This is a genomic window from Sneathiella sp. HT1-7, from assembly GCF_020731145.1.
Lineage (GTDB): Bacteria > Pseudomonadota > Alphaproteobacteria > Sneathiellales > Sneathiellaceae > Sneathiella.
Genome location: NZ_JAJFZN010000002.1, coordinates 324,699 through 350,733 on the forward strand (window position 1 = coordinate 324,699; position 26,035 = coordinate 350,733).

21 protein-coding genes are annotated in these 26,035 nt (G+C 52.4%); 7 read left to right on the forward strand and 14 right to left on the reverse strand.

Annotated features, from left to right (window positions below):
• Window position 1: 1 nt before the first annotated feature.
• A complete protein-coding gene (locus tag LKE13_RS06740) occupies window positions 2–2,380 on the reverse strand; it encodes a type I secretion system permease/ATPase (protein ID WP_227949501.1) in 2,379 nt (792 codons plus the stop codon).
• Window positions 2,381–3,162: 782 nt separating this feature from the next.
• Between LKE13_RS06740 and LKE13_RS06745 the strand changes: the two genes are divergently transcribed.
• Window positions 3,163–4,509: a TolC family outer membrane protein gene (locus LKE13_RS06745; protein ID WP_227949503.1), complete on the forward strand. Its 1,347-nt coding sequence runs from the start codon at window positions 3,163–3,165 to the stop codon at window positions 4,507–4,509.
• A 68-nt stretch (window positions 4,510–4,577) separates the two neighbouring features.
• Here the strand turns inward: LKE13_RS06745 and LKE13_RS06750 are convergent, their stop codons facing one another.
• Window positions 4,578–5,240: a transglutaminase-like cysteine peptidase gene (locus LKE13_RS06750; RefSeq protein WP_227949505.1), complete on the reverse strand. Its 663-nt coding sequence runs from the start codon at window positions 5,238–5,240 to the stop codon at window positions 4,578–4,580.
• A gap of 183 nt (window positions 5,241–5,423) precedes the next feature.
• Between LKE13_RS06750 and LKE13_RS06755 the strand changes: the two genes are divergently transcribed.
• On the forward strand, window positions 5,424–7,559 hold the full coding sequence (locus LKE13_RS06755) for an HD domain-containing phosphohydrolase (protein WP_227949507.1): 2,136 nt from the start codon (window positions 5,424–5,426) through the stop codon (window positions 7,557–7,559).
• A 14-nt stretch (window positions 7,560–7,573) separates the two neighbouring features.
• Here the strand turns inward: LKE13_RS06755 and LKE13_RS06760 are convergent, their stop codons facing one another.
• Complete coding sequence (locus LKE13_RS06760; RefSeq protein ID WP_227949509.1) at window positions 7,574–8,596, reverse strand: hypothetical protein; 1,023 nt, start codon at window positions 8,594–8,596, stop codon at window positions 7,574–7,576.
• Window positions 8,597–8,771: 175 nt separating this feature from the next.
• Here LKE13_RS06760 and LKE13_RS06765 point away from each other — a divergent pair, with 175 nt between their 5' ends.
• On the forward strand, window positions 8,772–9,326 hold the full coding sequence (locus LKE13_RS06765) for a pseudouridine synthase (RefSeq protein ID WP_227949511.1): 555 nt from the start codon (window positions 8,772–8,774) through the stop codon (window positions 9,324–9,326).
• Between the two features lie 27 nt (window positions 9,327–9,353).
• Here LKE13_RS06765 and LKE13_RS06770 read toward each other — a convergent pair whose 3' ends face one another.
• Window positions 9,354–10,178: a universal stress protein gene (locus tag LKE13_RS06770; protein ID WP_227949514.1), complete on the reverse strand. Its 825-nt coding sequence runs from the start codon at window positions 10,176–10,178 to the stop codon at window positions 9,354–9,356.
• 245 nt (window positions 10,179–10,423) lie between these two features.
• Between LKE13_RS06770 and LKE13_RS06775 the strand changes: the two genes are divergently transcribed.
• From LKE13_RS06775 to LKE13_RS06785, 3 genes are all read left to right on the forward strand, one after another.
• Complete coding sequence (locus tag LKE13_RS06775; RefSeq protein ID WP_227949516.1) at window positions 10,424–10,981, forward strand: nitroreductase; 558 nt, start codon at window positions 10,424–10,426, stop codon at window positions 10,979–10,981.
• 54 nt (window positions 10,982–11,035) lie between these two features.
• Window positions 11,036–11,944, forward strand: a complete 909-nt coding sequence (locus tag LKE13_RS06780) for a glutathione S-transferase family protein (protein WP_227949518.1) — start codon at window positions 11,036–11,038, stop codon at window positions 11,942–11,944.
• A gap of 151 nt (window positions 11,945–12,095) precedes the next feature.
• A complete protein-coding gene (locus tag LKE13_RS06785) occupies window positions 12,096–12,704 on the forward strand; it encodes an OmpH family outer membrane protein (RefSeq protein ID WP_227949520.1) in 609 nt (202 codons plus the stop codon).
• 2 nt (window positions 12,705–12,706) lie between these two features.
• Here LKE13_RS06785 and add read toward each other — a convergent pair whose 3' ends face one another.
• The 10 genes from add to LKE13_RS06835 are packed head-to-tail and all read right to left on the reverse strand — an operon-like array spanning window position 12,707 to window position 25,087.
• Complete coding sequence (gene add / locus LKE13_RS06790; RefSeq protein WP_227949522.1) at window positions 12,707–13,672, reverse strand: adenosine deaminase; 966 nt, start codon at window positions 13,670–13,672, stop codon at window positions 12,707–12,709.
• Window positions 13,673–13,674: 2 nt separating this feature from the next.
• Window positions 13,675–14,877, reverse strand: coding sequence for a phosphopentomutase (locus LKE13_RS06795; RefSeq protein WP_227949524.1), 1,203 nt, complete (start codon window positions 14,875–14,877; stop codon window positions 13,675–13,677).
• The gene (deoA, locus tag LKE13_RS06800; RefSeq protein WP_227949526.1) at window positions 14,878–16,224 is read right to left on the reverse strand and encodes a thymidine phosphorylase; all 1,347 of its coding nucleotides are present in this window, start codon (window positions 16,222–16,224) and stop codon (window positions 14,878–14,880) included.
• On the reverse strand, window positions 16,214–18,595 hold the full coding sequence (locus LKE13_RS06805; protein WP_227949528.1) for an aldehyde dehydrogenase family protein: 2,382 nt from the start codon (window positions 18,593–18,595) through the stop codon (window positions 16,214–16,216). The genes deoA and LKE13_RS06805 overlap by 11 nt, the downstream gene beginning before the upstream one ends.
• Window positions 18,596–18,604: 9 nt before the next feature.
• Window positions 18,605–19,591 (reverse strand): deoxyribose-phosphate aldolase, encoded by a 987-nt coding sequence (gene deoC, locus LKE13_RS06810; protein WP_227949531.1) that lies wholly within the window; start codon window positions 19,589–19,591, stop codon window positions 18,605–18,607.
• On the reverse strand, window positions 19,578–20,444 hold the full coding sequence (locus LKE13_RS06815) for a purine-nucleoside phosphorylase (RefSeq protein ID WP_227949533.1): 867 nt from the start codon (window positions 20,442–20,444) through the stop codon (window positions 19,578–19,580). The genes deoC and LKE13_RS06815 overlap by 14 nt, the downstream gene beginning before the upstream one ends.
• A complete protein-coding gene (locus LKE13_RS06820; RefSeq protein WP_227949536.1) occupies window positions 20,444–21,415 on the reverse strand; it encodes an ABC transporter permease in 972 nt (323 codons plus the stop codon). Before LKE13_RS06820 ends, LKE13_RS06815 begins: the two co-directional genes overlap by 1 nt.
• Window positions 21,415–22,536: an ABC transporter permease gene (locus LKE13_RS06825; RefSeq protein WP_227949538.1), complete on the reverse strand. Its 1,122-nt coding sequence runs from the start codon at window positions 22,534–22,536 to the stop codon at window positions 21,415–21,417. Before LKE13_RS06825 ends, LKE13_RS06820 begins: the two co-directional genes overlap by 1 nt.
• Window positions 22,536–24,089, reverse strand: coding sequence for an ABC transporter ATP-binding protein (locus LKE13_RS06830; protein ID WP_227949540.1), 1,554 nt, complete (start codon window positions 24,087–24,089; stop codon window positions 22,536–22,538). Before LKE13_RS06830 ends, LKE13_RS06825 begins: the two co-directional genes overlap by 1 nt.
• Window positions 24,090–24,100: 11 nt before the next feature.
• Window positions 24,101–25,087: a BMP family lipoprotein gene (locus LKE13_RS06835; RefSeq protein ID WP_227949542.1), complete on the reverse strand. Its 987-nt coding sequence runs from the start codon at window positions 25,085–25,087 to the stop codon at window positions 24,101–24,103.
• A gap of 239 nt (window positions 25,088–25,326) precedes the next feature.
• On the opposite strand from LKE13_RS06835, the gene upp reads away from it, so the two are divergent.
• The gene (gene upp / locus LKE13_RS06840; RefSeq protein ID WP_227949544.1) at window positions 25,327–25,977 is read left to right on the forward strand and encodes a uracil phosphoribosyltransferase; all 651 of its coding nucleotides are present in this window, start codon (window positions 25,327–25,329) and stop codon (window positions 25,975–25,977) included.
• Window positions 25,978–26,035: the final 58 nt, after the last annotated feature.

Genomic DNA, 26,035 nt, shown 5'->3' on the forward strand with positions numbered 1-26,035 from the left:
GTCAGTCCTCCGGTCCGTTTCGCTGTGGTTTTGACACGGTTGCCGAAACAGTTTTGGAGGTTGAGTTTCCACTCTGACCGAGTTTCAGAATTTCATCGCGCGGGCCATCCGCCGCGATCTTGCCATTTCCAAGGACAATGATCCGATCAACCAGCGAGAAGAGGGAGGTGCGATGCGTCACGAGAAGCAAGGTCTTTCCTTGAATATAGTCTTGAAGACGGCTAATCAGCCGTCGCTCTGAATTGATGTCCATGGCACTTGTCGGTTCATCGAGCATCAGGATAGGCGGATTGGGCAGGAAAGCGCGGGCAAGACCAATTGTTTGCCGTTGCCCTCCGGACATGGTCGCGCCTTTTTCTCCAACATGCAGGTCATAGCCATGTGGATGCCGAGAAATAAAATCATGTACACCGGAAAGCTTCGCGGCATTCAGGATCATTTCATCGTCGGCACGCGGATGCCCCAGGATGATGTTTTGCCTAACAGAGGCCTGGAACAGGGTGATATCCTGCATGACGCTGCCAATGCTCCGGCGGATATCGGAAGGGTCGATTTGCCGGATATCCGTGCCGTCAATCAGTACGGCGCCTTCATCGGGCTCATAGAGATTGATTAGCAGGCGCGAAATCGTTGTCTTCCCTGATCCAACGGGCCCGATAATTCCGACTTTCTCACCCGCCCGTATCTTGAATGATACATTGTCGAGCGCAGGGATGTCGGTGCCCGGATATTTGAAAGTTACATCCTTGAATTCGATATCACCCTGGATATTCGGGCGGCTGAGTTGACGTTTTTCCGCGCCCCGTTCAACCGGGAGGGACATAATATGATTAAGTCCCTTCAAGGCGACGATAGCTTGATTGAGGCGGGTAAGCAGCCCGGCGATCTGGCCAAGCGGTGCCATTGTCCGCCCTGTTAAAATGGTGCAAGCGATCAAGGCGCCTACTGTAATAGTCGAGTCCGGTTCTCCCATTAACATGACGCCATAGACGACCACGCCGACGGTTACAAGTTGCATGGCAGCAGCGGAAAGATTGATGCCGAGGCCGGCGAAGAAGCGCGCGGCAACGCTTGTTTCAGCGGTCTTCCCGACGAAGCGTTCCCATTCCTTCTGCATATGGCCTTCAATTCCCATGCTTTTAACGGTGTCGAGGGCGGAGATTGTTTCAACGATAACCCCATGCTTCTGGGCGGCTTCTTCCGACGTTTTGGAAACGGCGCGGCGCATGGGCCATTGCAGACACAGCCCGATAAGCAGAACAACAGGGACGGCAACAGCGGGAATGATAAAAAGCGGGCCACCGATCAGGTAAATGATAAACAGGAAAATCGCGAGGAAGGGTAGATCGACGAGCGCCGTTACGGTAACGGACGTGAAGAAATCCCGCAATGTTTCAAACTCTCGCAGGTGATTGGCAAACGCGCCAGCAGACGCAGGACGGGCCTTTACCTGAAGGTTGAGAACTTGCTCGAATATTCGGCTGGACAGCAGAATGTCAGCCCGTTTACCGGCATTGTCGACAAAATACGACCTCAGTGATTTAAGTAACAGATCGAAGCCGATCACGGTGATTACACCAATTGCCAGCACCCATAATGTTTCGATCGCCCGGTTGGGAACGACCCTGTCATAAACATTCATAATAAAAAGGGGGCTTGCCAGGGCGAAGCTGTTGATCAGAAAGGCGGCGATAATGACCTGAATATATGTCGGCCAGAATTGCCACATGGTCCCCCAAAACCATGAGCCGGGCCTATCCTGTAACTTTTCATCCTTATCAACGCGGTACTTGAAACTTGGTCGGGTCAGAATAGCGTACCCGGCATATTCAGCGTCCAGTTCTGTGAGCGGCAGGCTGTCGGAGCCTTCCCCTGTTTCCGGGAAGATAACTTTGGCTTTCCTGTCTTCCCGCGAGAGCAGGATACAGGCGCGCCGGTCATTGAGCAGGACGACGCAAGGTAGAACGGCTTCCGGTATCTTATCGAGATTTCGATTGGTGATGCGGGCACTGATGCCGACGCGTTCCGCGGCCCGGACAAATAGCGCCGGTGTTAATTTGTTGTCTTCAAGTGGGAGGCCGTAGGCTAGCGCATCCGGAGTGCGTGGATCATCGAAAAGCTTAGTCAAAGCCGCGAGGCAGCCAAGCAGGGGATCCTGATCAGAGCGCGTGATTTCGGAAAGGTTGACCTGCCAGTTTCCCTTACTTTTGATTTTTGTCCGAAGGGCAGCCTCTGTGGTCTCTAGCTTACTTGCTGCTGCAGTCGGCTTACCTGTTTTCAATTTGGTGTCCCTTGTCTTTTTGTTTCCGGCTTTTGTGACGAATAGATCGTCCGTTGTGTTGACATCGAGCCTCGCGGATTTGCGTGAATTTTCGCTCACCGGCATGCCCTCATTTTTCGCCGGCTTTCACGCGACCCAATCATGCCGGCATATCCAGCAGATCCGCCTCGCGTTCGGGATTTGAGAGAATTGAACTCTCCATGGTTCCTTTGCCCTGCCATACCCTTACTTTCCCGCTCAGTCCTCAATAACAATTTCGGCGATTTCATGTTGCGATGGAGAAATGATTGCGGCCGTTCGAACTTCCCCTTTGTATTGTCTCGCAGCTTCCATCCTGCTTTTACAAAATCCTTTATGCGGAACGGACTACTTTTCCACGTTGGTCATTCAACGCTTATTTGGTGAAAATGCAGTTAACATATTGGCAAAAGTGTATTTTCTAAAATTATGGAATGTGCGCCGGTCCTTTGAATTAATACGCCGCTCGTTTAGGCTTCTACGCCAATATATTACGTATAGTTGCGGGGTTTTCGCCTATTTTTCAACAAAAATTAACCATAACTGGTAGTGATTTAAATGACATTGAAAAGTGGCGCCCTTTCCGTACGCGCCAAGAGGCGTATTTGCGACAGGGTCGGATGGCGAAGTTGTTATGATAGGGCAGCTTGAATGGATTGTTGTAATTTTACCACAGGCTGTTGCGAAGACCACTAAATATATGGTCTTCGCCGTTATATAGAGTTGATCGACGGCGGAAAGAAAGCGTAGATTGCCGTCGTATTATAATTAAGTTTTGGATGGATGTTTTGCTCAGGCATTACGCATCAGGCGAGCGAAAATTTCTTCGACGTTAAGCAAAACAGACAAAGTGGGAGAGGGGTATGAAGCTTAGAAACCGTGCGGGGAAGACAATGAATGTACTTTCCGCCAGTGTTCTAACGGCGGTCTTCGGAAGTTATATAGCGGTGGGGGCCGCGCAATCCGAAACATTGGTGGATGCAGTCCAGCAAACGGTTTCGACCTATCCGGAAATCGCCGAGGCTTCGGCAAATCGCCGCGCGATTGATCAGGAATTAAGACAGGCGGAAGGACTTTATCTTCCGTCGCTCGATCTTGAAGCGGGCATTGGTTATGAGTGGACTGATACAGTTACCATTGATAACGAAGATTTGCGCCGCACGGAATCGAGCCTTCTGCTCGTGCAGACCCTTTACGATGGTGGGTTTCGTAGCGCAGAAGTAGACCGGCAGGGAAATCGTGTCGATAGTGCTGCGTATCGGGTCCGGGAACGGGCCGAAGCCATCGCTCTTGACGCGGTGCGGTCCTATCTTGATACGCTTCGCAGTCAACAAATTGTTGAACTGGCGAAGGAAAATGTCGAAAAACATCGCCGGACACTGAATGAAATCCAGGACAGGGTGAGAGCCGGACAAAGCGGTATTGGTGATGACCAGCAGGCGCTGGCGCGTCTTGCTGCAGCTGAAGACACTCTCGTTGAAACTTTGCGCGCGCAGGACGATGCGGAAATTACCTATCGGAGAGTTGTGGGTGTACAGCCGGTAAATCTCGAACTTCCTGACTTCAGCGACAGCGTTCTTCCCGACAATATTGATGATATCGTGGCGATTGCGCTGGAAGGTAATCCGGACATTATGTTCGCTTCTTCAGATATCAAAACGTCTGATGCGGAAATTCGGGCGACTCAGGCAAGCTACTATCCGACAGTTAATCTGGAGGTAGGAGGCTCTGCGGATAATAATCTCGATGGGGTTGAAGGCCATAACGACGATTTATTGGCGATGCTTCGGTTGCGCTACAACCTCTATAGAGGGGGGATCGACGAAGGCCGTGAGAAGGAAGCGTTAGCACGCAAAGCAGAGACGGAGCAGCGCAAACGCCGTTATGAACGCCTCGTAGAAGAGGAAGTTCGACGCAGCTGGAGTTCACTCGCCCGTTCGGAAGCGCGTTCGGAAGTTCTCGCAGCGGCTGTTGTTGCCAATACTGAGGTTGCCTCGACTTACAAACAGGAATTTGAAATCGGGCAGCGTGATCTGCTGGATCTGCTGGATGCGGATAATGAACTGTTTAACTCCCGGACGTCGCTGGTGACGGTGGAGTATTCGGTTAGGTTTGCAAAATATCGGTTGCTTGCCACTATGGGCCGGTTGAACTCGACACTCGGTGTGACCCTGCCCGCGGAAGCAACGCCGATGGAGAAAAAAGGCTAACAATATCGAAAGTCTATAACAAGAGCCGCGCTTAGACGTAATGTGCGGCTTTTTTTATGTCTGCGGCGCTAGGGCTTGTGACGCCACCATCCAATCTCATTGACAGAATATATCGGTCGGTAATGTCGGATGCGAGTGGCATCAACGACTTGTCCGATTTGATTGTCGAGCACTAGATTTTTGCCTTTATAATTCACAACCAGAATTGCATGGGCGATGCCGAGATTAACATCCTGCAGAACGACAATTTTCATGTCCTTCGCTGACCACCCGAGGGCGCGCAGCGTAAAATACTTGACGATCGCGTAGTCTTCGCAATCACCGAACCGGGCAAAGAATTCTTTAGGAATTTCCCAATAATCACGCACTCCCCAATTGATGGGATCAAGAATATAGCGAAAAAGATTCATGTGCCGATTGATTTTTTCAAGCTGCTTTTCTTTCGGCAGTGACCGCCATTCCTCTATCAGGGCGCGCCATTTCTGATGGGCGCAGCGATTATATTTTCCTGAAACGCAATCGCCAGGCCTATCCTTGTAGGTTGCGAGCACCTTTCGCCATTTTGGAAAGGGTTTGAGGCCGGAATAGGGGGTTGCCTTATAACCGAACAGGTCACCTGCCTTTGCGTCAGCGAGAGATGGTGCTGCAATAACGCAGCAGGCAAGAATAAGTGCTGCGCATATCGTGGCAAATCCGGGTCTTGTTCCTGTCACCGCGTTGGTTCCTGCCATCTGGTTAAAAAAGCCTCCTGTTCAGGCGCATTATGGGCAACAAATCATTAACAAAGACTGAGCAGGACATCTAATGTCATTGCGTCGTTAAGTAATTTTTGGGTAATTTAGATCGGTGATTTACCTATCTTAAAGAGTTTCAAGGCATTCTGCCGTACAGTGAAATATATAACCGGGGCATTTATGTCGGATAATCAATTAGATGGTACGGAAAAGAAAAGCACCTACAAAGCGCTCTCCTTAGGCGTTTTGCTGCTTATGGCTGTCGTCGTTGCCGGCATTTGGGGCACTTTCAAATTTGTCGAGGAACAGCGTTCGCGCGACCTCCGAAACTGGGAGGTTCGCCTTGGTATTGTCGCGGATAGCCGCGCGGCAAGCGTCGATGACTGGCTGCGCAAGCAGGAACAGGCTATTGGCACTCTCGCGAATAATGCGTCTTTACAGGTGTATCTAACCCAGTTGGTTATTGAGACGGCAGAGAATGGCAACTCTATCGCTGAAGTGCCGGAGGCGGGTTATCTCATTAATCTACTGAATAATCAGGCTGTTATCAGCGGATTTTGGGAGCCGGAGGAGCCGCAAATCCGTGCAAATGTGGCGCGGCCCGGTCGGGCAGGCATCGGGCTTACGGACGCAACAGGAAAGCTTCTGGTCTCCAGCGGAAATATGCCCCCAATGAACCCGACAATACGGGCCGCCATGGCGAAAGCCGGGGATGGTGAGCCTGCTCTGATCGATCTTTATGAGGGGATTAATGGCGATCCGACCATGGGCTTTGTCTGGCCGATTTATGCGGTGCAGGATGAAGGGAGCCCAAAGGATATTATTGGATATGTTGTTGGTCTTCGGACGGTGGAAACCTCACTATTTCCGCTATTGTTCCAACCGGGTGATACATTGCAGACGGCAGAAAATTATCTTGTCCGCAAGGATGGGAAGCTCGTGCAATATATCTCTCCGCTGGCGGATGGCACGCTCGCTCTTGCCCGCAAGCTAAGCGCACAGAATGATCTGGCTGCGGCATTCGTAATCGAAAATCCGGGAAGTTTTGAACTTGCCTCCAATTATCTCGGGAGCAAGGTTCTCGTAACGGGGCGTGCGTTGACGGCTGCGCCTTGGTTCCTTGTTCGAACAGTCTCGGAACAGGAAGCGTTGGCCGAAACCGATCAGCGCCTTTCAACGATGCTCGGCATCTTTATATTGCTGATTTTTGCAGTCGCAGGAACGGTGGTTGCCGTCTGGCGGCATGGCACCTCCCTTCGCGCGGCGGAGCTAGCGGTGCGCTATAAGGGCATGGCGGAGCAGTTGAGAGAGCGGAGCGAATTTCTGAAAATTGTGACCGATCAGCAGCCAACGTCTATTGCTGTTTTCGATGCAGAGGATAAATACACATTTGCGAATAGTGTCGCCGCCGAAGACGTGGAGATATCGCAAGATGAAATGATTGGCAAGAAAGCCGCGAGTGTTCTTGGGCCTGAGCAGGCACGGGAAATCATCGAGATGACAAATCTCGTGCGTCAGGACTATGAACCTCGTTCGTTGATTAGCCGTATAAAGGCGTCGGAGGAAAGTGCAGCGGATCGGGTGATCAAGTCAGATTTTGTGCCCCTGCGATCAGCGCGGGTGAACAGCAAGGAAGTTCTCACTGTATTTCAGGATATTTCTGATGTTGTAGTTGCACAGGAGCGTCGCGAGTCCGTATTGCGTACACTTGTTTCAACATTGGTGGCTTTTGTGGATCGCCGCGACCCTTATTCCGCAGATCAATCCCGTCGGGTCGCGAAGGTTGCGGTGGCAATTGCTGAAGAAATGGGCGCGCCAGATGAACTGGTGCGGACAGTTGATATCGCGGGTAACCTGATGAATATCGGCAAGATTCTCGTTTCGCCAGAAATTCTGACTAAGACGAAGAACCTGACTAAGAAGGAAATGGAAATCATTCGGAACAGTCTGGTCGCCAGTGCGGATCTCCTGGATGAAGTTGACTTTGATTTGCCGGTTGCCGCCACATTGCGCCAATTGCAGGAAAATTTTGACGGCAGTGGCCAACCAAACGGCCTGGTCGGCATGGAGATCAGTGAACCAGCTCGGATTATTGCCGTCGCCAATGCCTTTGTCGGCATGGTCAGCCCGCGCGCTTACCGGAGCGCACTAAGCTTCAGCGCGGCAGTGAAGAATCTTTTAGAAGATGCCGATACGCGGTATGACCGACGTATGGTCAGCGCTCTGATCAATTATCTCGAGAACCGGGGAGGCCGCGAGAGCTGGAAATACTTCTCTGAGAATGTAGAGAAAGACTCTACTGAGGGCGGAGGGTAATTCCTCTAATTCCTTTAAAGGAGACCTGTGGCCTGTAGGGCCGCCGGGCCAGTCAGGATGAGCTTGACCACTTCGCTTTGTCGGCTGGTGTCGGTTTTGCGGAAGACTTGTCTCAGTTGAGAGCGAACTGTGTGCATGCTGACCCCCCATTGCTCTGCGAGGTCATCAAGCTTATGACCATTGGTCAGGCCAAGCGCCAAGCGCCCTTCCGCTGGTGTCAGGCCATATAGCTTACAAATTGATTCTACAGAAAGCTCAACTGGTTCAGCCGGGTCAGAGACAAATAGAACGGCACCCTTTCCGGCGGCCCCGGTTCCGATAGGGGCGACCATGACATTCAACGGATAGTCACTTTCCATCCGGGTCAGGGAAATGGCGAAATCGCCTTCTGATTTGCTGTCGCCGCCGGGGGAGAGTGTGTCGGACAACAGCTTGGCGAGTGCCCGGCTTTCACCTGGCAGTGTTGCACGGCATATCCGGTCAGTACCAACAACCAGACCGTCACCCTTTTCCAGATAGCGTTTTGCCTTTCCATTGAAGAAAAGGATTTTCGTATCAGCTGTTACCAGGATAACCCCGATTGGAAGCCTGTTCAGTACGGCCGTCGCAGAATCAAGAAGTGGTGCCGATTCTGCGCTTTGCCGATGACCCTGATGGCGCTGAATGGCGTTGAGCAAGCAGCGCGACATGCCATCTGTCGAGAGTTGACTTTTGATGAGGTAGTCCTGCGCGCCCAACCGAATAGCCTCACGGCCGATATTTTCGTTATCATCCGTGAGCACAACAATCGGTGTGTGGGGAGTTTTTTCTCCAAGGAGCGATACCGCTTTGATCCTGTCTTCCTGAGTTTCTGTCAGATCAAGAATAATGACTTCGCCCTGCTGACCGTGACCGGCTTTCACATAACTGTCGACAGAAGCAATATGTTCGAACGAAAACTTTGCCGTCGACGCATTGGACAGCAACCAACCTAATTGTTGGGCATCCTCTTCCTTTTGTCCAATAAAGTGAACTGTTGCAGTAGAGTTTTTGTCCATTGAATATGGTTTTCCGACTTGTTTATTCGGTTTCCTTGACATGACCGCCAAAATTACGACATTTAGGATCGCTAAAATTACCTAAAATTTTGATAACCTGCCAAAAATGATGCAATTGAATTTTTTGACATTTCCTGTGTATCTGACAGCAATTTAATCCCATGAGCTAATTCAAATGCCAAGATATATTGCTTTTTATAAACCCTATGGCGTACTCAGTCAGTTCACCGGAGAAAAAGGCCAGAGAACTCTTGCCGATTTTGCGCTGCCGGAGAAAGTATATGCGGCGGGGCGTCTCGATAAGGATAGCGAAGGACTTCTTCTTCTAAGCGATGACGGGCCCTTTATCAAGAAACTGCTGAATCCGGATAATGCTCATGAACGAGTGTACTGGGTGGAGATAGAGGGAGAGCCAAATAAAGCAGCTCTTGAAGAGTTGTCTGGCGGCGTGGTTTTCAAGGGATATAAATCGAAACCTTGCCGAGTTTCTCGACTTGATCCTCAACCCGACATCGCACCGCGCGATCCGCCGGTGCGCTTTCGAAAGTCTATTCCGACATGCTGGATTGAAATAGCGCTGACGGAAGGCAAAAACCGTCAGGTTCGGCGGATGACGGCATCTGTTGGTCACCCGACTTTACGTCTTATCCGTAAAAAGATCGGCAAGCTTACACTCACCGATCTTGTACCTGGGATATGGCAGGACGTAAAAAAAATGGATATTTTCTGATCTTGCTTTAGTCCGAATTTCGCGTGCTTAGTGCGCGAACAGGACCGGTGCCGTCATATGCTCAAGAATATTCTTTGTGGCACCCCCCAGAATCATTTCCCGCAGGCGGCTATGGCCATATGCCCCGAGAACCAGCATGTTCCCGCTATAATCGACGAGTGCGTCGAGAATGGCGTCACCAACACTGATGCCGGGCCAGTGGCCGGACTTGAAATTAGCTGTAATGCCATGACGTTTGAGGTGCGCAAGTATATGCTCCGTCTCATATGTCTCGTCCTCTGTCGCATTGACCCGGAGGAGGGTGACTTTTTCCGCTTTTTTGAGAAAGGGTAATGACTCATGTAAAGCACGGGAAGATTCGCGCGTGTTATTCCACCCAACGATCACATGGCTTCCGAAATTGCTGTAATTCCCCGCAGAAGGAATAATTAATACAGGGCGGGGCGAACTGACGACTATCTCTTCGGCGATATATCGCGTTTGCGCATTATTCTCATCGTCGGGGTCGCCCTGACCCACGATCACAAGGTCAGCGGAAAGGGCATGTTCATTAATCAGATCCGGAGCATAGCCTTCTTCTACAACTACCTCGACTGGACGACTTACTTTTGCCGCAAGGCTTTCAAACTTGGCTTTTGCTTCCGCAGCATTCTCTTCTTCAACTTTCCGGGATTGCTCAATAAATTCCGGCGGGACATAGCCCATAAAGGAAGTGGGGACAGTTACCTGCGCAATTGTATATAACCCGATTACATATGCGTCATGCTCAACCGCGAGACCAAGAGCCGTCTCAATACGGGCTTCCAGCCGTGAATCGTTACTCAAATGTAGCAATATGGTTTTTATGGACATTACGCTTTCCCTTTCAACAATCCTGAACGAATTTCACTTAATTATGGATAGCTTTTAGTGAGCCGCATTGATTTGAGACAAACAACAATGCGCGCCGCCTCCCTGTACACACTGTATTCGATAGTTACCTTATGAACAGTTCAGTTAGATAACAACCTGTTATTTGTTACGGCATAGGCAGTCTGGATGTTCTCTGTTATGAATGGCAGCCGACAACATATATCCAGACAAAGGAAATTCGTTAAATGGATGCTATCGAAGCACTTGTAACGCGTAAATCTTCGGCGATGCTAACGACACCTGCCCCCGGAAAAGACGATCTTAAGCTCATAATGCAGGCGGCCGTTCGGGCCCCTGATCATTGTCGCCTTCGCCCGTGGCGTTTCATCGTCTTTGAAGGGGCGGCAAGGGAAAGGCTCGGTCATATTTTTGAAGAAGCCCTGAAGGCAAGAGATCCGGATGCGACTGAAGCCATGCTCCAAAAGGAGCGCGGCAAGCCCATGCGCGCACCAATGATAATTGCTGTTATCGCCCGGATAGAGGAGCATCCGAAGGTGCCAGAGGTGGAGCAGATCCTTTCCGCGGGAGCGGCCGCGCAGAATATTATGGTCGCGGCGCATGCACTGGGATATGCAGGCATATGGCGAACCGGAAAAACATGTTTTGATCCACAGGTTAATGCTGCTCTCGGAGCATCGGATGCAGATCAGATTGTCGGGTTTCTCTATTTGGGAACGACCGAGAGGACACCGGTCCTGCTGGAAGAGCCGATTGATCCCTATGTGGAAATCTGGGAAGGCTAAGCTTGACAGAAAACCGGGGCGTTAATGACAGTATAATAATGGAAGGGAAGTAATATGTCGGATCTTGTGTTTCATCACTATGATGCATCACCTTATGCTGAGAAAGTCAGAATGATATTTGGCTTTAAGGGGGTGAATTGGCAGTCTGTTCAAATACCCCGCATGATGCCCAAGCCGGAACTGACGCCACTTACCGGCGGGTATCGGAAAACGCCGGTTATGCAGTCAGGCGCCCATATTTATTGCGATACGCAAATCATTATTCGTGAACTCGAAGCGCGGTATCCGACTCCCACATTATTTCCCGACAACAGTCAGTTTGTGGGCTGGGGCACGAGTTTCTGGACCGACAAGCTGCTTTTCAGCACGGCGGCGGCAATTGTTTTCGGAACTTTTGGCGACCAGATGCCTCCGGAATTTGTTAAAGACCGGGCGGAATATTCTGGTGGAAACTTGAATGTTGAGAAAATGAAAGCCGCACTTCCTTTCTCACTTCAGCAGTTTGCCGCCATGATGGACTGGGCGGAACAAGGCCTTGCAGATGGTCGGGACTATTTTCTGGGGCCGGAGGCAAGCCTCGTTGATTTCAATCTTTATTATACAGTACGATTTGCGGGGCGTGCACCAGCGGTGAAGGAAATTCTTGCGGAATTTCCGAAACTATCGGCCTGGATAAAGAGAATTACCGCCTTTGGTGAAGGTACTTCCACTGAGATCAGCGCAGCCGATGCCCTCGAAATCGCGAAAAATGATGATGTCTCTGATTACAGCGGCACTATTGGTGCGAACGAGGAGAAAACGGCTGGGGATCAGGTGACCGTGATGCCAAACGATACCGGTCGCGTTCCCGTATCTGGTGAACTTGTTACCCTCGATCGGCGGGAGATCGCGATCCGTCATAATAATGACACTGTGGGAGAGGTAATTATCCATTTTCCGCGCGCCGGATTTATCGTGCGTTAAGAGCCAAGAATAAGGCAAAATCATGGTTTTGCCTTATTCCATGCCTATTTATCGTTATCTGAGTGTCGAAAGCTGTTATGACGGTTGTGGATTTATTTAACGGGCAATGTTATGAAGCTGAAATGAAATCCCCAATTTTCCGGAGAGACCATTGAATAAAAAATTTCGAGCGTTTGCTATCGGACTTGCTATTTTCGCCGTTGCTATGATGCAGAATTTGCAAGGGTCCTCTCTCGCGTATGCTCAATCAAAAATACCGGAAGCTGTTGTTGCGATCGTTGACATTACCCATGTTTTGCAAGTGTCCGAGCCCTCTAAAAAAGCCGAAGAAGATGTTAAGGCTCTATTGAAAACCAAAGTGGATGAACTGAATAAACGCGGTGATGACTTGCTTGCCGAGAAAGAGGCACTTGATAAGCAGCGGGCCATTCTGTCGCCGGATGCTTACCAGAAGAAACTTTCGGAGCTTAATGTTCAGCGGCAAAACCTGCAGCGCGAATTCCAGGTCATTAACGGCAAAATGAACGAAGTGCTGGTCGGTATTCGCTTGCGCTTTCGTGAAATTATTGTGCGTCTCGCCGCAGATGTCAGCAAGGAAAAAGGCGTCAATCTCGGGATCGACAGAGCTAAAACCGTTTTCTTTAATCCAAGTATGGATATTACCGAGGAAGTATTAGCCCGGTTTAATAAAGCCAATCCAAAGGTTGATATCAAACTGGAAGATACGAAAGAGGGTGCGGCACCTGCTAAAAAGAACTGAGCTTAGATCTTCGCAAGTAATTCTTCCTTCAATGCCTCATCGCAGAAGGCCGCGAGAATTGCATTTCGGGTGATCTGATTAAGGTCGCTCTCCGATAAGTGATAACTCTGGGCAGCTTCGTCATATTCATGACCGATGGATGTCGCGAAAAACGGCGGGTCATCCGAATTCAGTGTCACAACGCATCCGGCGTCCATCAAGGCCTTGAAGGGATGGCTGCTTCTGTCCCTAAAGAGGCCTGTGGCGACATTGCTTCCAGGACTCAGTTCAAGCGGAATTCTCCGATCCGCGATTTCCGCGATTAGCGCAATATCTTCAATGGCGCGTACTCCATGTCCGATGCGACTGATCGGCAGATTGTCCAAACTGGCGCGGATACTTTCCGGCCCGCCGAATTCTCCAGCATGCGTTGTTGTCTTAAACCCGGCTTTATTGGCGAGATTAAAGGCTGGTGCAAAGTCCTTTGGGTGAAATTGTGTCTCATCACCACCCATGCCGAACCCGACGACATAGGGGTGAGGGGTTGCAACAAAACGCTCTGCTACCTTGAGGGCTTTTTGGGCGCCTAAGTGCCGCACGCAGGTCACAATAATTCGCCCGACAATGTCGAATTCCCTCTGTGCATCATCTATACCGGCGGCAATGCCTTCCAGATGATCGGCATAGCTCATCCCGACTTCGGCAGCATGATCGGGGGAGGAAAACATCTCGACATAGATCGTGTCTTCCTGCGCACATCTTGCGAGATAGTCATAGGTAACCATCCGATAATCGTCCTTGGTCAGGATCGTCGCTGCTGCCTTGTCATAACAATCAAGGAAGTGCCAAAAATCATCCCAGGCATATTCAGACTCTGACTTGAATGTTGCCGGATCAATTTGCGCGCTATTCCTGGCCGCTAGCTGCCGGACAAGCGCAGGGGGCATAGTTCCTTCCAGATGAACATGGAGTTCTGCTTTCTTGACCATGGTTAGTTCAGAAAGCTTTTGCCGTGCGCAAGCGGAGGCAAACCGAGATGCTGGGCGATCGATTGGCCGATATCGGAAAAGCTGTCTCGCTCTCCAATAGATCGTCCCTGAATGCCTTTTCCGAAGGCAATGATAGGGACAGCCTCACGTGTGTGATCCGTTCCCGGCCATGTTGGATCGCAGCCATGATCAGCCGTAAGGATCGCTATATCGCCCTCCTTAAGGGCTGTGTGTAGTTCCGGTAACCGGGCATCAAATTCCTCCAATGCGCGGGCATAACCAGCAATATCCCGTCGATGACCAAAGGATTGGTCAAAATCGACAAGGTTTGTAAAAATAAGGCTGCCATCTTTGGCACGCGCCATGGCGTCAATCGTTGCATCCATCAGTGCCATATTCCCGGCTGCCTTGACAATTTCACCGGTACCTTGATGGGCAAAAATATCACCAATTTTCCCGATGGATATAACCTGTCGACCTGTTTCTATCAGTTTATCAAGAAGGGTCGGTTCAGGCGGGGGCACGGCAAGGTCTTTCCGGTTCGCTGTCCGCGTGAAATTTCCATTTTCACCGACAAAGGGTCGGGCGATTACGCGGCCGATCTCCAGCGGATCAACCAGCTCGCGGGCAATGTCACAAAGCGCGTAGAGGCGATCGAGGCCGAAAGTTTCTTCATGCGCAGCGATTTGAAAGACGCTGTCTGCGGAAGTATAAACAATGGGCTTGCCACTTTTCATATGTTCATCGCCGAGTTCCGCAATGATCTCCGTGCCAGACGCATGGCAGTTGCCAAGGATGCCGGGTAGTTTTCCTTGTTCGATCAGGGCATTCGTCAAGTCGTTCGGAAAACAGGGGATGGTTCTCGGGAAATAGCCCCAGTCGAAAAAGACCGGCACGCCGGCCATTTCCCAATGCCCGGACGGTGTATCCTTGCCCTTACTCATTTCTTGCGCGACACCATGAAGGCCTTCGAAATTATTTGTCCCGCTGGGTGTGTCAACATAGTCATCATGTGCGGCGAACAAGCCGAGTTTACGCAAATTCGGCAAGTGAAGGGGCCCCGACCGCTCAGTGGAATTTGCGCGGCCCGCCGCGGCGGCTTCGATGATATGACCGAAAGTATCCGCGCCGATATCGCCAAAAGCTTCCGCGTCATGGGCGGCACCGAGGCCAAAGCTATCCAGTACGATCAATATGGCGCGCATTTATATATCCTCCCTGGTGAGGCGGGTTCGCACGGCGGGGGAGATCGCAGGTGGCTCCTCTGCCAATGTAATGGCGTTGAGGATACGTTTCTCCGCCCGCGCCGCATCAGCATCATTCCGGGCGATAATCGTCGCGATCGGGTTTTGTGGGCCAAGTTTAGCACCCAGGCCGACAATATTGGTAAGGCCGACGCCATAGTCAATTTTATCCGAAGCCTTATGCCGCCCACCGCCAAGGTCCATCACGGCGACCCCCATCTCCCGGACATTCATGACACCGAGATAGCCGCGCTTCGGTGCGATCACGTCTTGTCGGACCGGCGCGAGCGGGAGATGTTCCTCCATATTTGTCATCAAGTCCTTCGGTCCGCCAAGCGCGACAATCATCTGGGCGAATTTTTCGGCGGCGGTGCCGCTGCCCAACGCACCCCTGACCGCATGTGGTGCCGTCGCTTCATCGGCGATTCCCGCGATAACCAGCATTTCCGCAGCTAGTGCCAGCACCACATCGAGGAGACGCTGATCAACATTCCGACCCATCAGGAAATCAATCGTTTCCCTCACCTCAATTGAGTTTCCAGCCGTTCTGCCAAGTACCTCATTCATATCGGTCAGCAGGGCGGATGTCCTAAGCCCGGCACCGTTTGCAACCGCAACAATGCTGCGGGCAAGCTCTGTCGCATCGCCGTAGTCCTCCTTGAACGCGCCGGAGCCGAATTTTACATCCATCACCAGTGCATCCAGCCCTGCCGCGAGCTTCTTGGACAGGATCGACGCCGTGATCAGCGGGATGGATTCCACCGTCGCTGTAACATCGCGGATCGCGTAAAACCGCTTGTCGGCGGGGGCGAGATCATCTGTTTGGCCGATGATGGCGCAGCCGATATTCTTGACAATCTTGGTCAGCAAGTCCCGATCGGGTGCAGTATTGTAGCCCGGCACGCTATCGAGTTTGTCGAGGGTTCCGCCCGTATGGCCAAGGCCCCGTCCGGAGATCATCGGAACAGCACCACCGCAAGCCGCGACAATTGGCGCAAGCATCAGGCTCACCTTGTCACCGACACCCCCGGTGGAATGTTTGTCAACGACAGGCCGACCAAGATCGGCCTTCGACCAGTCCATCACATGGCCGGAGTGAACCATGGCGCGGGTGAGGGCAACGCGTTCTTCCATGCTCATGCCCTGAAAGAAAATGGCCATGGCGAAGGCCGCAATCTGTCCTTCAGAAATGGAACTATCCGTGAGGCCCCGCACCATGAACATGATTTCCTCCTCGCTCAGGGGCGCGCCGTCGCGTTTCCGGCGGATAATCTCCTGCGGGAAAAATTCAGCCGTTTTATTCGCCATAGGGGATCCAGATATTCTTGATTTGCGTTGCCTGACGCAGGAACTCGCGGCCTTCACCCTGCGCGATGTCGAACCAGTCCCGTGCCTTTCCATTATTGACCCAGGTGCGCTTCATATTTCCGATCGAGGCGGCTTCGACAAGCCGGCTACCATCTGTCGGGCCGAAATACCAGACCGATTTCACATCATCATGCTCTGCGAGCGTTTTCGCAAGACTATCGCGCGGTCCCGTGATGATATTCATCGCGCCCGCAGGCATGTCGGACGTTTCCAGTACCTGATAGAAGTCCGTGGCCGTGAGCGGATGCCGTTCCGATGCGATCAGGACGATGCGATTGCCCATGGCAAGGGCAGGGGCCGCAAGAGAAACCATGGAGAGAAGCGGGTTGTCATCCGGGCAGACGATGCCCATCGTCCCGATGGGTTCCTTCATGGCCAGGGTCACCCCGCGCATGGGCGGAGAATGAACGGCACTTTCATATTTATCTGTCCAGGCACCATAGGAAAAGAGCCGCTGGATCGTGGCATCGACTTCGGCTTGCGCCTTTTTCGTGCTGACGCCTGTCAAGACTTTGAGACGGTCCGCTAATTCCGATTTCCGAATGTCGAGATTTTCCGCGAGATAGTAGAGCACCTGTGCGCGGTTATGACTGCTCGCCTTGGTCCAGCCGGTCGCCTTGCGCGCGGCCTCGACGGCATTACGGATATCCTTGCGGTTGCCTTCACCGACCTCGCCAATTTTCTCGCCCTTCGCGGAGAAGACCGGCATGCTGTAGCCCGAATCCGGCCGGGCCTGCTTGCCGCCGATATAGAGCTTTGGCGTGCGGTCAAGATTGGCGAGGGATGCGTTGCTCTCGTCTTCTTGTGGTGTCGGAGATTTTAATTCCTTATAAAGTGGCAGTTTGGAGAGAAACTTTGGTTTCAATACCTCCATCATGCCTTCGTGGCCGCCTTCGCGTCCATAACCCGATTCCCGGTTTCCGCCAAAGCCGCAGGCCGCATCAAACTGGTTTGTTGAATTTACCCAGACAACGCCGCAATCAAGTTTTGGCGCAATATCAAGCGCGAGATTTATGTTCTCGCTCCAGACGGAAGCAGCGAGCCCGTAGCGTGTGTTATTGGCAATTGCGACGGCCTCATCCGGTGTGCGGAAGGTCATGGAGACGATCACGGGGCCGAATATTTCTTCTTGCGCAACCGTTGCGGCCGGAGCGACATCACTGATCAGTGTCGGAGGATAGAAGCTGCCGTCTTTCGGCATATCGCATTTCGGTTGCCAGACGCTGCCTTCATTCTCGCCTTTTTTGACGAGCTTTGTGATGATCGCGAGTTGTGCTGGATCGACAATCGCGCCCATATCGATGGATTTATCGAGCGGATCGCCAATGCGCAATGTTTCCATCCTTTGCCGGAGCTTTGCGATCATTTTCTCGGCGATGCCTTCCTGCAACAACAGGCGCGACCCGGCGCAGCAGACCTGCCCCTGATTGAACCAGATGGCATCAACAACACCTTCAACGGCACTGTCGAGATCCGCATCCTCGAACACGATAAAGGGTGATTTTCCACCAAGCTCCAGCGTGAGATGCTTGCCGCTTCCGGCGGTAGCGGCGCGGATCAGCCGGCCCACCTCAGTCGACCCGGTAAAGGCGATTTTGTCGATATCGGGATGTTTGACGAGGGCTTCACCGGTTGCGCCATCGCCGGTCACGATATTGACGACGCCATCGGGAAGGCCGACGTCTTTACAGATCTCGGCAAAGCACAGTGCGGTAAGGGACGTATATTCCGCCGGTTTCAGGATAACCGTATTGCCCGCCGCAATAGCCGGCGCAATTTTCCAGGCGAGCATGAGCAGCGGGAAGTTCCATGGGATAATCTGCCCGATCACGCCAATGGGCTCAAATTCAGCGAATTCCTGATCCTGTAATTGTGCCCATCCGGCATGGTGATAGAAATGTCTTGCGACGAGCGGGATATCGATATCGCGGGTTTCGCGAACGGGCTTTCCATTATCAAGCGTTTCAAGCACAGCCAGCAGGCGGGAATTGCGTTGGAGTGCGCGGGCGAGGGCATAGAGATAGCGCGCGCGGGCGGGTCCGCCAATGTTGGTCCAGCCTTTTTGTGCTGCACGGGCCGCAGAAACGGCGGCCTCTATATCTTTCGCATTGCCAGCGGCTATTTTCGCGAGTGGCTTACCGGTCGCCGGATTACGGCTCTCGAACCATTTCTTGGATGATGGCTTGACCCAGTCACCGTTGATAAAATGATCGAACTTACCCTTTCGCGCCGCAATCCATTGAAGCGCGGTCTCGCTGCTTTCTGGCGCCGGCCCGTAGTCTATTTTGTCGAATATTTCTGCAATGCTCATGGTTTTCCCTCAGGCCATTGGATGGCGGAAATCGGCGGAATAGCGCCCGGTGACGAAATGCTCCAACTGGCGCTCAATATCGCCTAAAAGGCTGGAGGCACCGATGCGAAAGAGGTCCGGCTCCAGCCAGTCTGTGCCCAGCTCTTCTTTCATCATGATCTGGTAGTTCAGCACATCCTTTGCCGTGCTGATTCCGCCCGCCGGTTTATAGCCAACCTTATGCCCCGTCATGTCAAGATATTCGCGGATCATCCGCAGCATAACGAGGGTGACGGGAAGGGTGGCATTCACGGTTTCTTTTCCCGTCGACGTCTTGATGAAATCCGCTCCCGCCATCATTGCGACCATGCTGGCTTTTGCAACATTGCGAAGGGTGGAAATATCGCCTGTACCTAGGATGGCCTTCATATGTGCTTTCCCCGATGCTGCGCGGAAGGTCTTCACTTCATTATAAAGGGCCTGCCAGTTGCCAGTCAGCACATGGCCGCGGGTGATGACGATATCAATTTCCTGCGCGCCCGCCGCGACAGAAGCTTCAATCTCCTTGACCCTGAGGTCAAACGGACTGAGGCCTGCGGGAAATCCGGTCGAGACGGCGGCAACCGGAATATTGGATCCCTTCAGTGCCTCCACCGCCGTTTCGACCATGCTGTGATAGACGCAAACGGCACCGGTTGTGACACTGCGATCCGCCATTCCCATGGCGTTCAGAATATCCGCGCGGACGGGCTGGCGCGCTTTGGCGCAGAGGCGCTTGACGCGACCGGGTGTGTCATCTCCGCTCAACGTCGTGAGGTCGATGCAGGTCAGGGCCTTCAAAAGCCAGGCGGCCTGATAGTCTTTTTTAACAGTGCGCCGACCGGGCAGGGTGGTGGCGCGGCGCTCCACCGCGCTTAAATTCACGCGAATTCTGTCCAGCACGTCCAGATCGAGCGGCATGCCGGGATTGCGCGCATGGCCTTCTGCGGCCGGTTTCAACGGGCTAATGGACGCCATTTTCCGTACTCCGAATATGAGCTTTCAACAGCTCCCGTTTCAGGGTTTCCAAAAAGACGATGACTAGGCTTTCAAGGTCCGCTGCGGCAATCTTCGCGCTTTCCAGTGTTTGTTTATGGCTGAGCTGGGTCTTGCTCATCCCGGCGGCAAGGTTTGTAATATTGGAGATTGCCGCAACGCGCAGGCCACAATGTCGCGCGACGAGCACTTCCGGTGTGGTGGACATACCAACAGCATCGGGACCAAGCGCCTTGAAAGCCCTGATCTCCGCCGGGGTTTCGAAATTGGGGCCAAGATAATGCAGATAGACGCCTTCATGCAGCGTGATGCCGAGTTCCTTCGCAACGGCCGCGAGGTGCTGACGCAGGGTCGGGTCGTAGGCATCTTCCATCGAGAAGAAACGCGAACCGAAGGCGTCATCGTTCGGCCCGACCAGCGGATTGAGGCCCGTAGCATTGATATGATCGCTGATCATCATCAGGCTACCCGGCCCCATTTTCTTTTTAAAGCTGCCCGCCGCGTTGGTGAGCAGCAGGATATCAATACCGAGAAGTTTCAGCATTCGAACGGGGAGCGCGAGGTCTTGTGGATTGACGCCTTCATAATAATGAACGCGGCCCTGCATACAGGCGATGGGCATTCCGCCAAGACGCCCAAGAATAAGCCGTCCCGCATGCCCCTCTACCGAGGACATTGGAAAGTCCGGGATCGTCTCATAATCGATGCTGGCGACCGTCTCGATTTTTTCCGCCAGTTCGCCCAGCCCGGAGCCGAGCACAATGCCGACTCGGGGAGTAAATCCCGGCGCTGCATTCTGAACGAAGTCGGCGGCTTTATGCGGATCAAGCGTCATTATTTTTCCTTAATATAGGGCACACCAATGGATTTCGGCGGGTTAGCCTTTCCAACAAAGCCCGCAAGCAGCAATACAGTGAGTATATAGGGGAGCGCCTGGATAAACTGAACAGGAATAACTCCAACGATGGGCAATTCTACCCCTTGCAGGCGGGCCTGTACCGCATCGGTAAAGGCAAAAAGCAGGCAGGCAAATAAAGTAGGGACTGGTCTCCATTTGCCAAAAATAAGCGCGGCGAGGGCGAGATAGCCTTTCCCGGCGGTCATGTCACGAATAAAGCCGGCGCCATGGGCGGTTGAAAGATAGGTGCCTGCGATGCCGCAAAGAAAACCGGTCATGATCAGCGCTTTATAGCGCAGCCAGTCAACGGATATTCCCGCTGTATCCACTGCATGGGGGTTTTCGCCAACAGCGCGAACACGCAGGCCGAAGCGGGTCTTATACATGATCCAAGCGCAGATCGGTACGGAGGCAGCGGCCAGATAGACAATGATATTATGGTTCGAAATCAGCTCCGAATAGATATATCCGATAATCGGAATATCATGGGCCGCTTCCGCAAAGGGCAGGGTGATTGGCTTGAAACGCGCATCGCCGCCAAGATGTGGCGTCTGCCCGCCCATGCTGAACCAGGCGTACCCAAGTGTTGGCGTCAGTCCGGCAACGACGATATTAATGGCCATGCCGGACACGACCTGATTTCCCTTGTGGGTGACACAGGCATAGGCGTGCAACAGCGAGAGCGCAATCGAAGCCAGAATACCAGCTCCAAGGCCAATCCAGGCGGAGCCCGATACGGCGGCAACGGCGGCGGCGGAGAAGGCCGCGCCCAGCATTTTGCCTTCAAGGCCGATATCGACGACACCGGCGCGTTCAGAAAACATTCCGGCAAGGGCCGCGAGGACGAGGGGGGTGGCCACCCGAAATGTCGCATCTAGCAGAAGGATGATGGTCTGGAATGTTTCCATCAACTTGCCCCCATCGTCTGGACTCGCGCAAATCGGCGATAGGCAGCCTCAATCTTCGGGCGGAACATATGCTCAAGCGCACCGGAAAAAAGGATAATCAGTCCCTGAATGACGATCACCATTTCCTTATTTATTGATCTCATTTCAAACGCCAGTTCTGATCCGCCCTGATACAGGGCCCCGAAAAGCAGTGCTGCGAGGAAAATACCAATGGGATGATTGCGCCCCATCAGCGCGACGGCAATTCCGACAAAGCCATAGCCCCCGGTGAAATCCAGAATAAGACGATGTTGCACTCCCTGAAGTTCGTTAATCCCGACAAAGCCGGCAAGGCCGCCCGAAATCATCATGGCGATGATAATGTTCTTCGAGGGGGATATACCGGAGTAACGGGCGGCGGCCTCATTCTGTCCGACGACGCGAATTTCATAACCCCACCTTGTATGCCAGACCAGAAAGTAGAAACCGGCACTCAACACAAGCGCATAGATAAAAGAGATATTGAGCGGTGTGTTCGGCATCGCAATGAAGTCATGAAAATAGGGCAGCCAGGTTGTCTCGATGAACGGTCGGCTTTCCGGCGATTGGCCATTCGGATCGATGAGAATATCAACCAGCAAATAGGTCAGGATTGAAGCGGCAATAAAGTTGAACATGATCGTCGTGATCACGATATGGCTTCCGCGCTTGGCCTGAAGATACGCAGGGATATAAGCCCATGCCGCACCGAAGATGGCCGCGGCAATCATTGCAAGTGGTATGATTATCCAGATCGGCAGATTGTCAAAATATAGACAGACGAGACTGACCCCTATACCGCCAAGGGCGGCCTGCCCTTCCGCGCCGATATTAAAGAGGCCGCAATGAAAGGCGATGGCTACGGCCAGACCGGTAAAAATGAAATTGGTCGTATAATAGAGCGTATAGCCAATCGCCTCCGGGTAGCCGAATGCGCCATATATCAATACTTTCAGCGCTTCGAGAGGGTTGTCCCCGATAATTAGAATCACAATCCCTGAAATCAGAAGGGCCGCAAGCAGATTAACGAACGGGATCAACGCATAGCTTACCCATCCGGGAATTTTAAGGGTCGCACCGAATTTGACTTGCTCCTCTGCCATCAGATTGCTGCCTTCGTTTCAGATTGAGCATCCTTAACGCCCGCCATCATCAGCCCGAGTTTGGTTTCTGTTGCCTCCGCTGCAGAGAGCTCCCCGACAATTCCTCCATCAAACATGACGGCAATCCGGTCGGCGAGGGACATGACTTCATCGATTTCAACGGAAACGACAAGGATGGCTTTTCCCGCATCACGCATCATAATGAGTTGCTTATGGATAAACTCGATGGCACCTATATCAACGCCGCGCGTTGGTTGGCCGACCAACAGAACATCCGGGTTCTGTTCCATCTCCCGCGCGAGAACCAGTTTCTGCTGATTGCCGCCTGAAAACCCCGAAACCTTGAGGTATGGGTCCGGCGGTCGTACATCATATTTCTTGATGTAGTTCCGGCAGGTCTCGACCATGGCCTTGCGGTCGAGGCACAAACCCCGATTATATTCAGGCTCGTCGTGATAGCCGAGAATGGTGCATTCATTTGCGCTGAAAGATAGCACCAGTCCAGATCGTTGCCTGTCTTCCGGCACATGTCCAAAGCCGATTTTCCGCAAATTCCGTGCGGTGAACGCTTTGCTATCCACGAGTTCTTGTCCTTCAAACCGTATGCTGCCTGATTTGGGTGTAAGAATGCCGCCGAGGACTTCCAGCAGTTCCGATTGTCCGTTGCCGGAAACGCCTGCGATCCCTAGAATTTCGCCCGCCTTTAGATCAAGATTAATATCTTTAAGGCGAGGAACACCGTCTGTGTCTTCATAGTTGAGATTGCGAATGGAAACGAGAGTGTCTTTTGGGTTAGCCAGTTTTTTCTCCACTTGCAGGAGAACCGAACGGCCGACCATCAACTCCGCGAGTGCAGGCTGGCTGGTTTCACTCGTTTTGACATGTGCAACCATTTCCCCGCGCCGCATCACTGAGACACTATCGGTAATGGCCATAATTTCCCGGAGCTTGTGGGTAATCAGGATAACCGTCTTTCCCTGATCGCGGAGGGTATCTAGAATACGAAAGAGGTGATCCGCTTCTTGCGGCGTGAGTACGCCGGTTGGTTCATCGAGAATGAGAATCTCCGCGCCGCGATACAACGCCTTCAGTATCTCAACCCGTTGCCGCAGGCCAACGGGCAGATCGCCAACAATTGCATCGACATTGACCTCAAGCGCATATTCCTGTTCCAGGCGGACTAGCTCTTTACGGGCCGACGCCAAGCCGCCCGCAAGACGGTAACCGTTCTCAACCCCCAGGATTATATTTTCAAGAACCGTGAAGGTATCAACGAGCATGAAATGCTGATGCACCATGCCGATTCCGGCTTCGATAGAACTTTGCGGATTTTCAATTGGGCAGATTTGCCCGTTGACATAGATGTCACCGCTATCAGCTTGGTAAAAGCCGTAAACGATGCTCATCAAAGTCGATTTTCCAGCACCATTTTCGCCGACAATGCCGTGGATGCTCCCCCGGTCCACCGAAAGGGAAATATTCTTGTTTGCATGGACCGGGCCGAAGCTTTTGTTTATACGGCGCAGTTCCAGCGCCGGACTTTGTTCTGACATGACTGTCAGGCTTATTTGTCCATATAATTTGTCACCTTGATCTTGCCGGAAATGATGTCCGCCTTTGCTTTGTTCATGGTGGTAATCATGTCTTCTGTCAGGACACCCTTGTTCCATTCATCAACGGAAAAGCCAACGCCATCTTCTGCAAGGCCCAGCACCTGAATGCCGGGTTGCCAGGTTCCGTCCTTTGCGGACATCATCGCATTATAAACGGCCACATCAACGCGCTTGAGCATGGATGTCAGCATCGTTCCCGGATGCAGGTGGTCTTGATTACTATCGACGCCGATCGCTAACATCTTCTCATCGGCGGCGGATTGCAGTACGCCAAGCCCGGTACCTCCGGCGGCGGCAAACACAACATCCGCCCCCCGGTCAAACTGACTCTTTGCGAGCTCACTGCCTTTTGTCGGGTCGTTCCAGGCAGCCGGGGTTGTGCCTGTCATGTTTTCAATCACTTCCGCCTTCGGGTTTGCATAAAGAACCCCTTCCTTGTAGCCCAGAGCAAATTTTCGGATCAAAGGGATATCCATACCGCCGATAAAGCCGACTTTTCCGGTTTTGCTGGCCATGGCTGCGGCCATGCCAACCAGAAAGGAGCCTTGTTCTTCGCGGAAGACGACGGATTGGACGTTGGGTAGGTCGACAACCATATCAATGATGGTGAATTTCGTGTCTGGATGGGCCTTCGCCGCCTTTTCAACGGCTGCGGCTTGTGCAAAGCCGACGGCTACAACTATGTTCGCGCCTTTGCGCGCCATGCGTTCAGTTGCCTGTTCCCGCTCTGAAACCTTGGTGACTTCCCATTCCAGATAATCGATGCCTGCGTCTTTCTTGAATTTCTCAGCACCGTTGAAGGCAGCCTCATTAAAGGATTTGTCAGACTTGCCGCCCATGTCAAAGACGATCGCGGGTTTAAAATCATCAGCCACCGCCAGCCCACTCACTGTAAGTGCTGCCGTTGCAAGAAGCCCAAGGGCAATCTTTTTCATCATAGTTATCTCTCCCAGTTAAAAGTCCGACTGTTCCGTGTTCAGAAACAGGGGGGCGACCTTAAATCCAAATCAGGCAGACTGGTCAAGTTCTAGGGTCGCATTCGGCAAAGTATAGAAAGTAAATTTTCGGATCGCCATAATTTATCGCTATTTTGGTCGCCTAAGTAGTGATTTTAGAAATGAAGTCGGATATTGTCAGTAGCTAACCTGTTTGCACTATAGGGAAGGGCAGCTATCCCATGGCCTATGATCCGCGATTTCCGAATCTTCACATCCTTGATCACCCGCTTATCGTCCATAAACTTACACATATGCGGAACAAGGACACATCGACGAAAACCTTTCGCCAGTTGCTCAAGGAAATTGCACTGCTAATGGGGTATGAAATCACGCGCCACCTGCCGACGACCCATGAAAAGATTGAAACGCCTATATGCTCAATGGATGCGCGGGTTCTCGCGGGGAAGAAATCGGCCATAGTGCCGATTTTGCGGGCTGGCCTTGGCATGGCGGACGGCTTGCTGGAACTGATGCCGTCTGCGCGGGTTGGGCATATTGGTATGTATCGAGATCCGGAAACGAAACGCCCCGTCGAATATCTCAGGAAACTGCCAACGGCGGAAGACAGGTTGTTTATCCTGGTGGACCCGATGCTGGCGACCGGCTATTCCGCTGCGGCGGGCGTCGAAGTGTTGCTGGATCACAAGGTCGATCCAAAGAATATCCTTTTCATGGCGCTGGTTGCCGCCCCGGAAGGGGTTCAGGTCATGCTGGAAAACCACCCCGATGTGACGGTCTATGTGGCGGCGCTGGATGAAAAGCTGAATGAGAAGGCCTATATCGTGCCAGGCCTTGGTGATGCCGGAGACAGGCTATATGGGACATTGTAACCAACTCTCGTTTACCATGATTTTGTGCAGCGCAGTAATAATTGGTAACAATGTTTGA

Bases quoted from the DNA above. Each gene is read 5' to 3' on its own strand.
- add (WP_227949522.1), bottom strand. From the start codon at position 13,672: ATGGTCAAGAAAGCAGAACTCCATGTTCATCTGGAAGGAACTATGCCC.
- LKE13_RS06765 (WP_227949511.1), top strand. From the start codon at position 8,772: ATGCCAAGATATATTGCTTTTTATAAACCCTATGGCGTACTCAGTCAG.
- LKE13_RS06815 (WP_227949533.1), bottom strand. From the start codon at position 20,444: ATGACGCTTGATCCGCATAAAGCCGCCGACTTCGTTCAGAATGCAGCG.
- LKE13_RS06755 (WP_227949507.1), top strand. From the start codon at position 5,424: ATGTCGGATAATCAATTAGATGGTACGGAAAAGAAAAGCACCTACAAA.
- LKE13_RS06780 (WP_227949518.1), top strand. From the start codon at position 11,036: ATGTCGGATCTTGTGTTTCATCACTATGATGCATCACCTTATGCTGAG.
- LKE13_RS06775 (WP_227949516.1), top strand. From the start codon at position 10,424: ATGGATGCTATCGAAGCACTTGTAACGCGTAAATCTTCGGCGATGCTA.
- LKE13_RS06830 (WP_227949540.1), bottom strand. From the start codon at position 24,089: ATGTCAGAACAAAGTCCGGCGCTGGAACTGCGCCGTATAAACAAAAGC.
- upp (WP_227949544.1), top strand. From the start codon at position 25,327: ATGGCCTATGATCCGCGATTTCCGAATCTTCACATCCTTGATCACCCG.
- LKE13_RS06795 (WP_227949524.1), bottom strand. From the start codon at position 14,877: ATGCGCGCCATATTGATCGTACTGGATAGCTTTGGCCTCGGTGCCGCC.
- LKE13_RS06745 (WP_227949503.1), top strand. From the start codon at position 3,163: ATGAAGCTTAGAAACCGTGCGGGGAAGACAATGAATGTACTTTCCGCC.
- LKE13_RS06760 (WP_227949509.1), bottom strand. From the start codon at position 8,596: ATGGACAAAAACTCTACTGCAACAGTTCACTTTATTGGACAAAAGGAA.
- LKE13_RS06770 (WP_227949514.1), bottom strand. From the start codon at position 10,178: ATGTCCATAAAAACCATATTGCTACATTTGAGTAACGATTCACGGCTG.
- deoA (WP_227949526.1), bottom strand. From the start codon at position 16,224: ATGGCGAATAAAACGGCTGAATTTTTCCCGCAGGAGATTATCCGCCGG.
- LKE13_RS06820 (WP_227949536.1), bottom strand. From the start codon at position 21,415: ATGGAAACATTCCAGACCATCATCCTTCTGCTAGATGCGACATTTCGG.
- LKE13_RS06825 (WP_227949538.1), bottom strand. From the start codon at position 22,536: ATGGCAGAGGAGCAAGTCAAATTCGGTGCGACCCTTAAAATTCCCGGA.
- LKE13_RS06750 (WP_227949505.1), bottom strand. From the start codon at position 5,240: ATGGCAGGAACCAACGCGGTGACAGGAACAAGACCCGGATTTGCCACG.
- deoC (WP_227949531.1), bottom strand. From the start codon at position 19,591: ATGGCGTCCATTAGCCCGTTGAAACCGGCCGCAGAAGGCCATGCGCGC.
- LKE13_RS06835 (WP_227949542.1), bottom strand. From the start codon at position 25,087: ATGATGAAAAAGATTGCCCTTGGGCTTCTTGCAACGGCAGCACTTACA.
- LKE13_RS06805 (WP_227949528.1), bottom strand. From the start codon at position 18,595: ATGAGCATTGCAGAAATATTCGACAAAATAGACTACGGGCCGGCGCCA.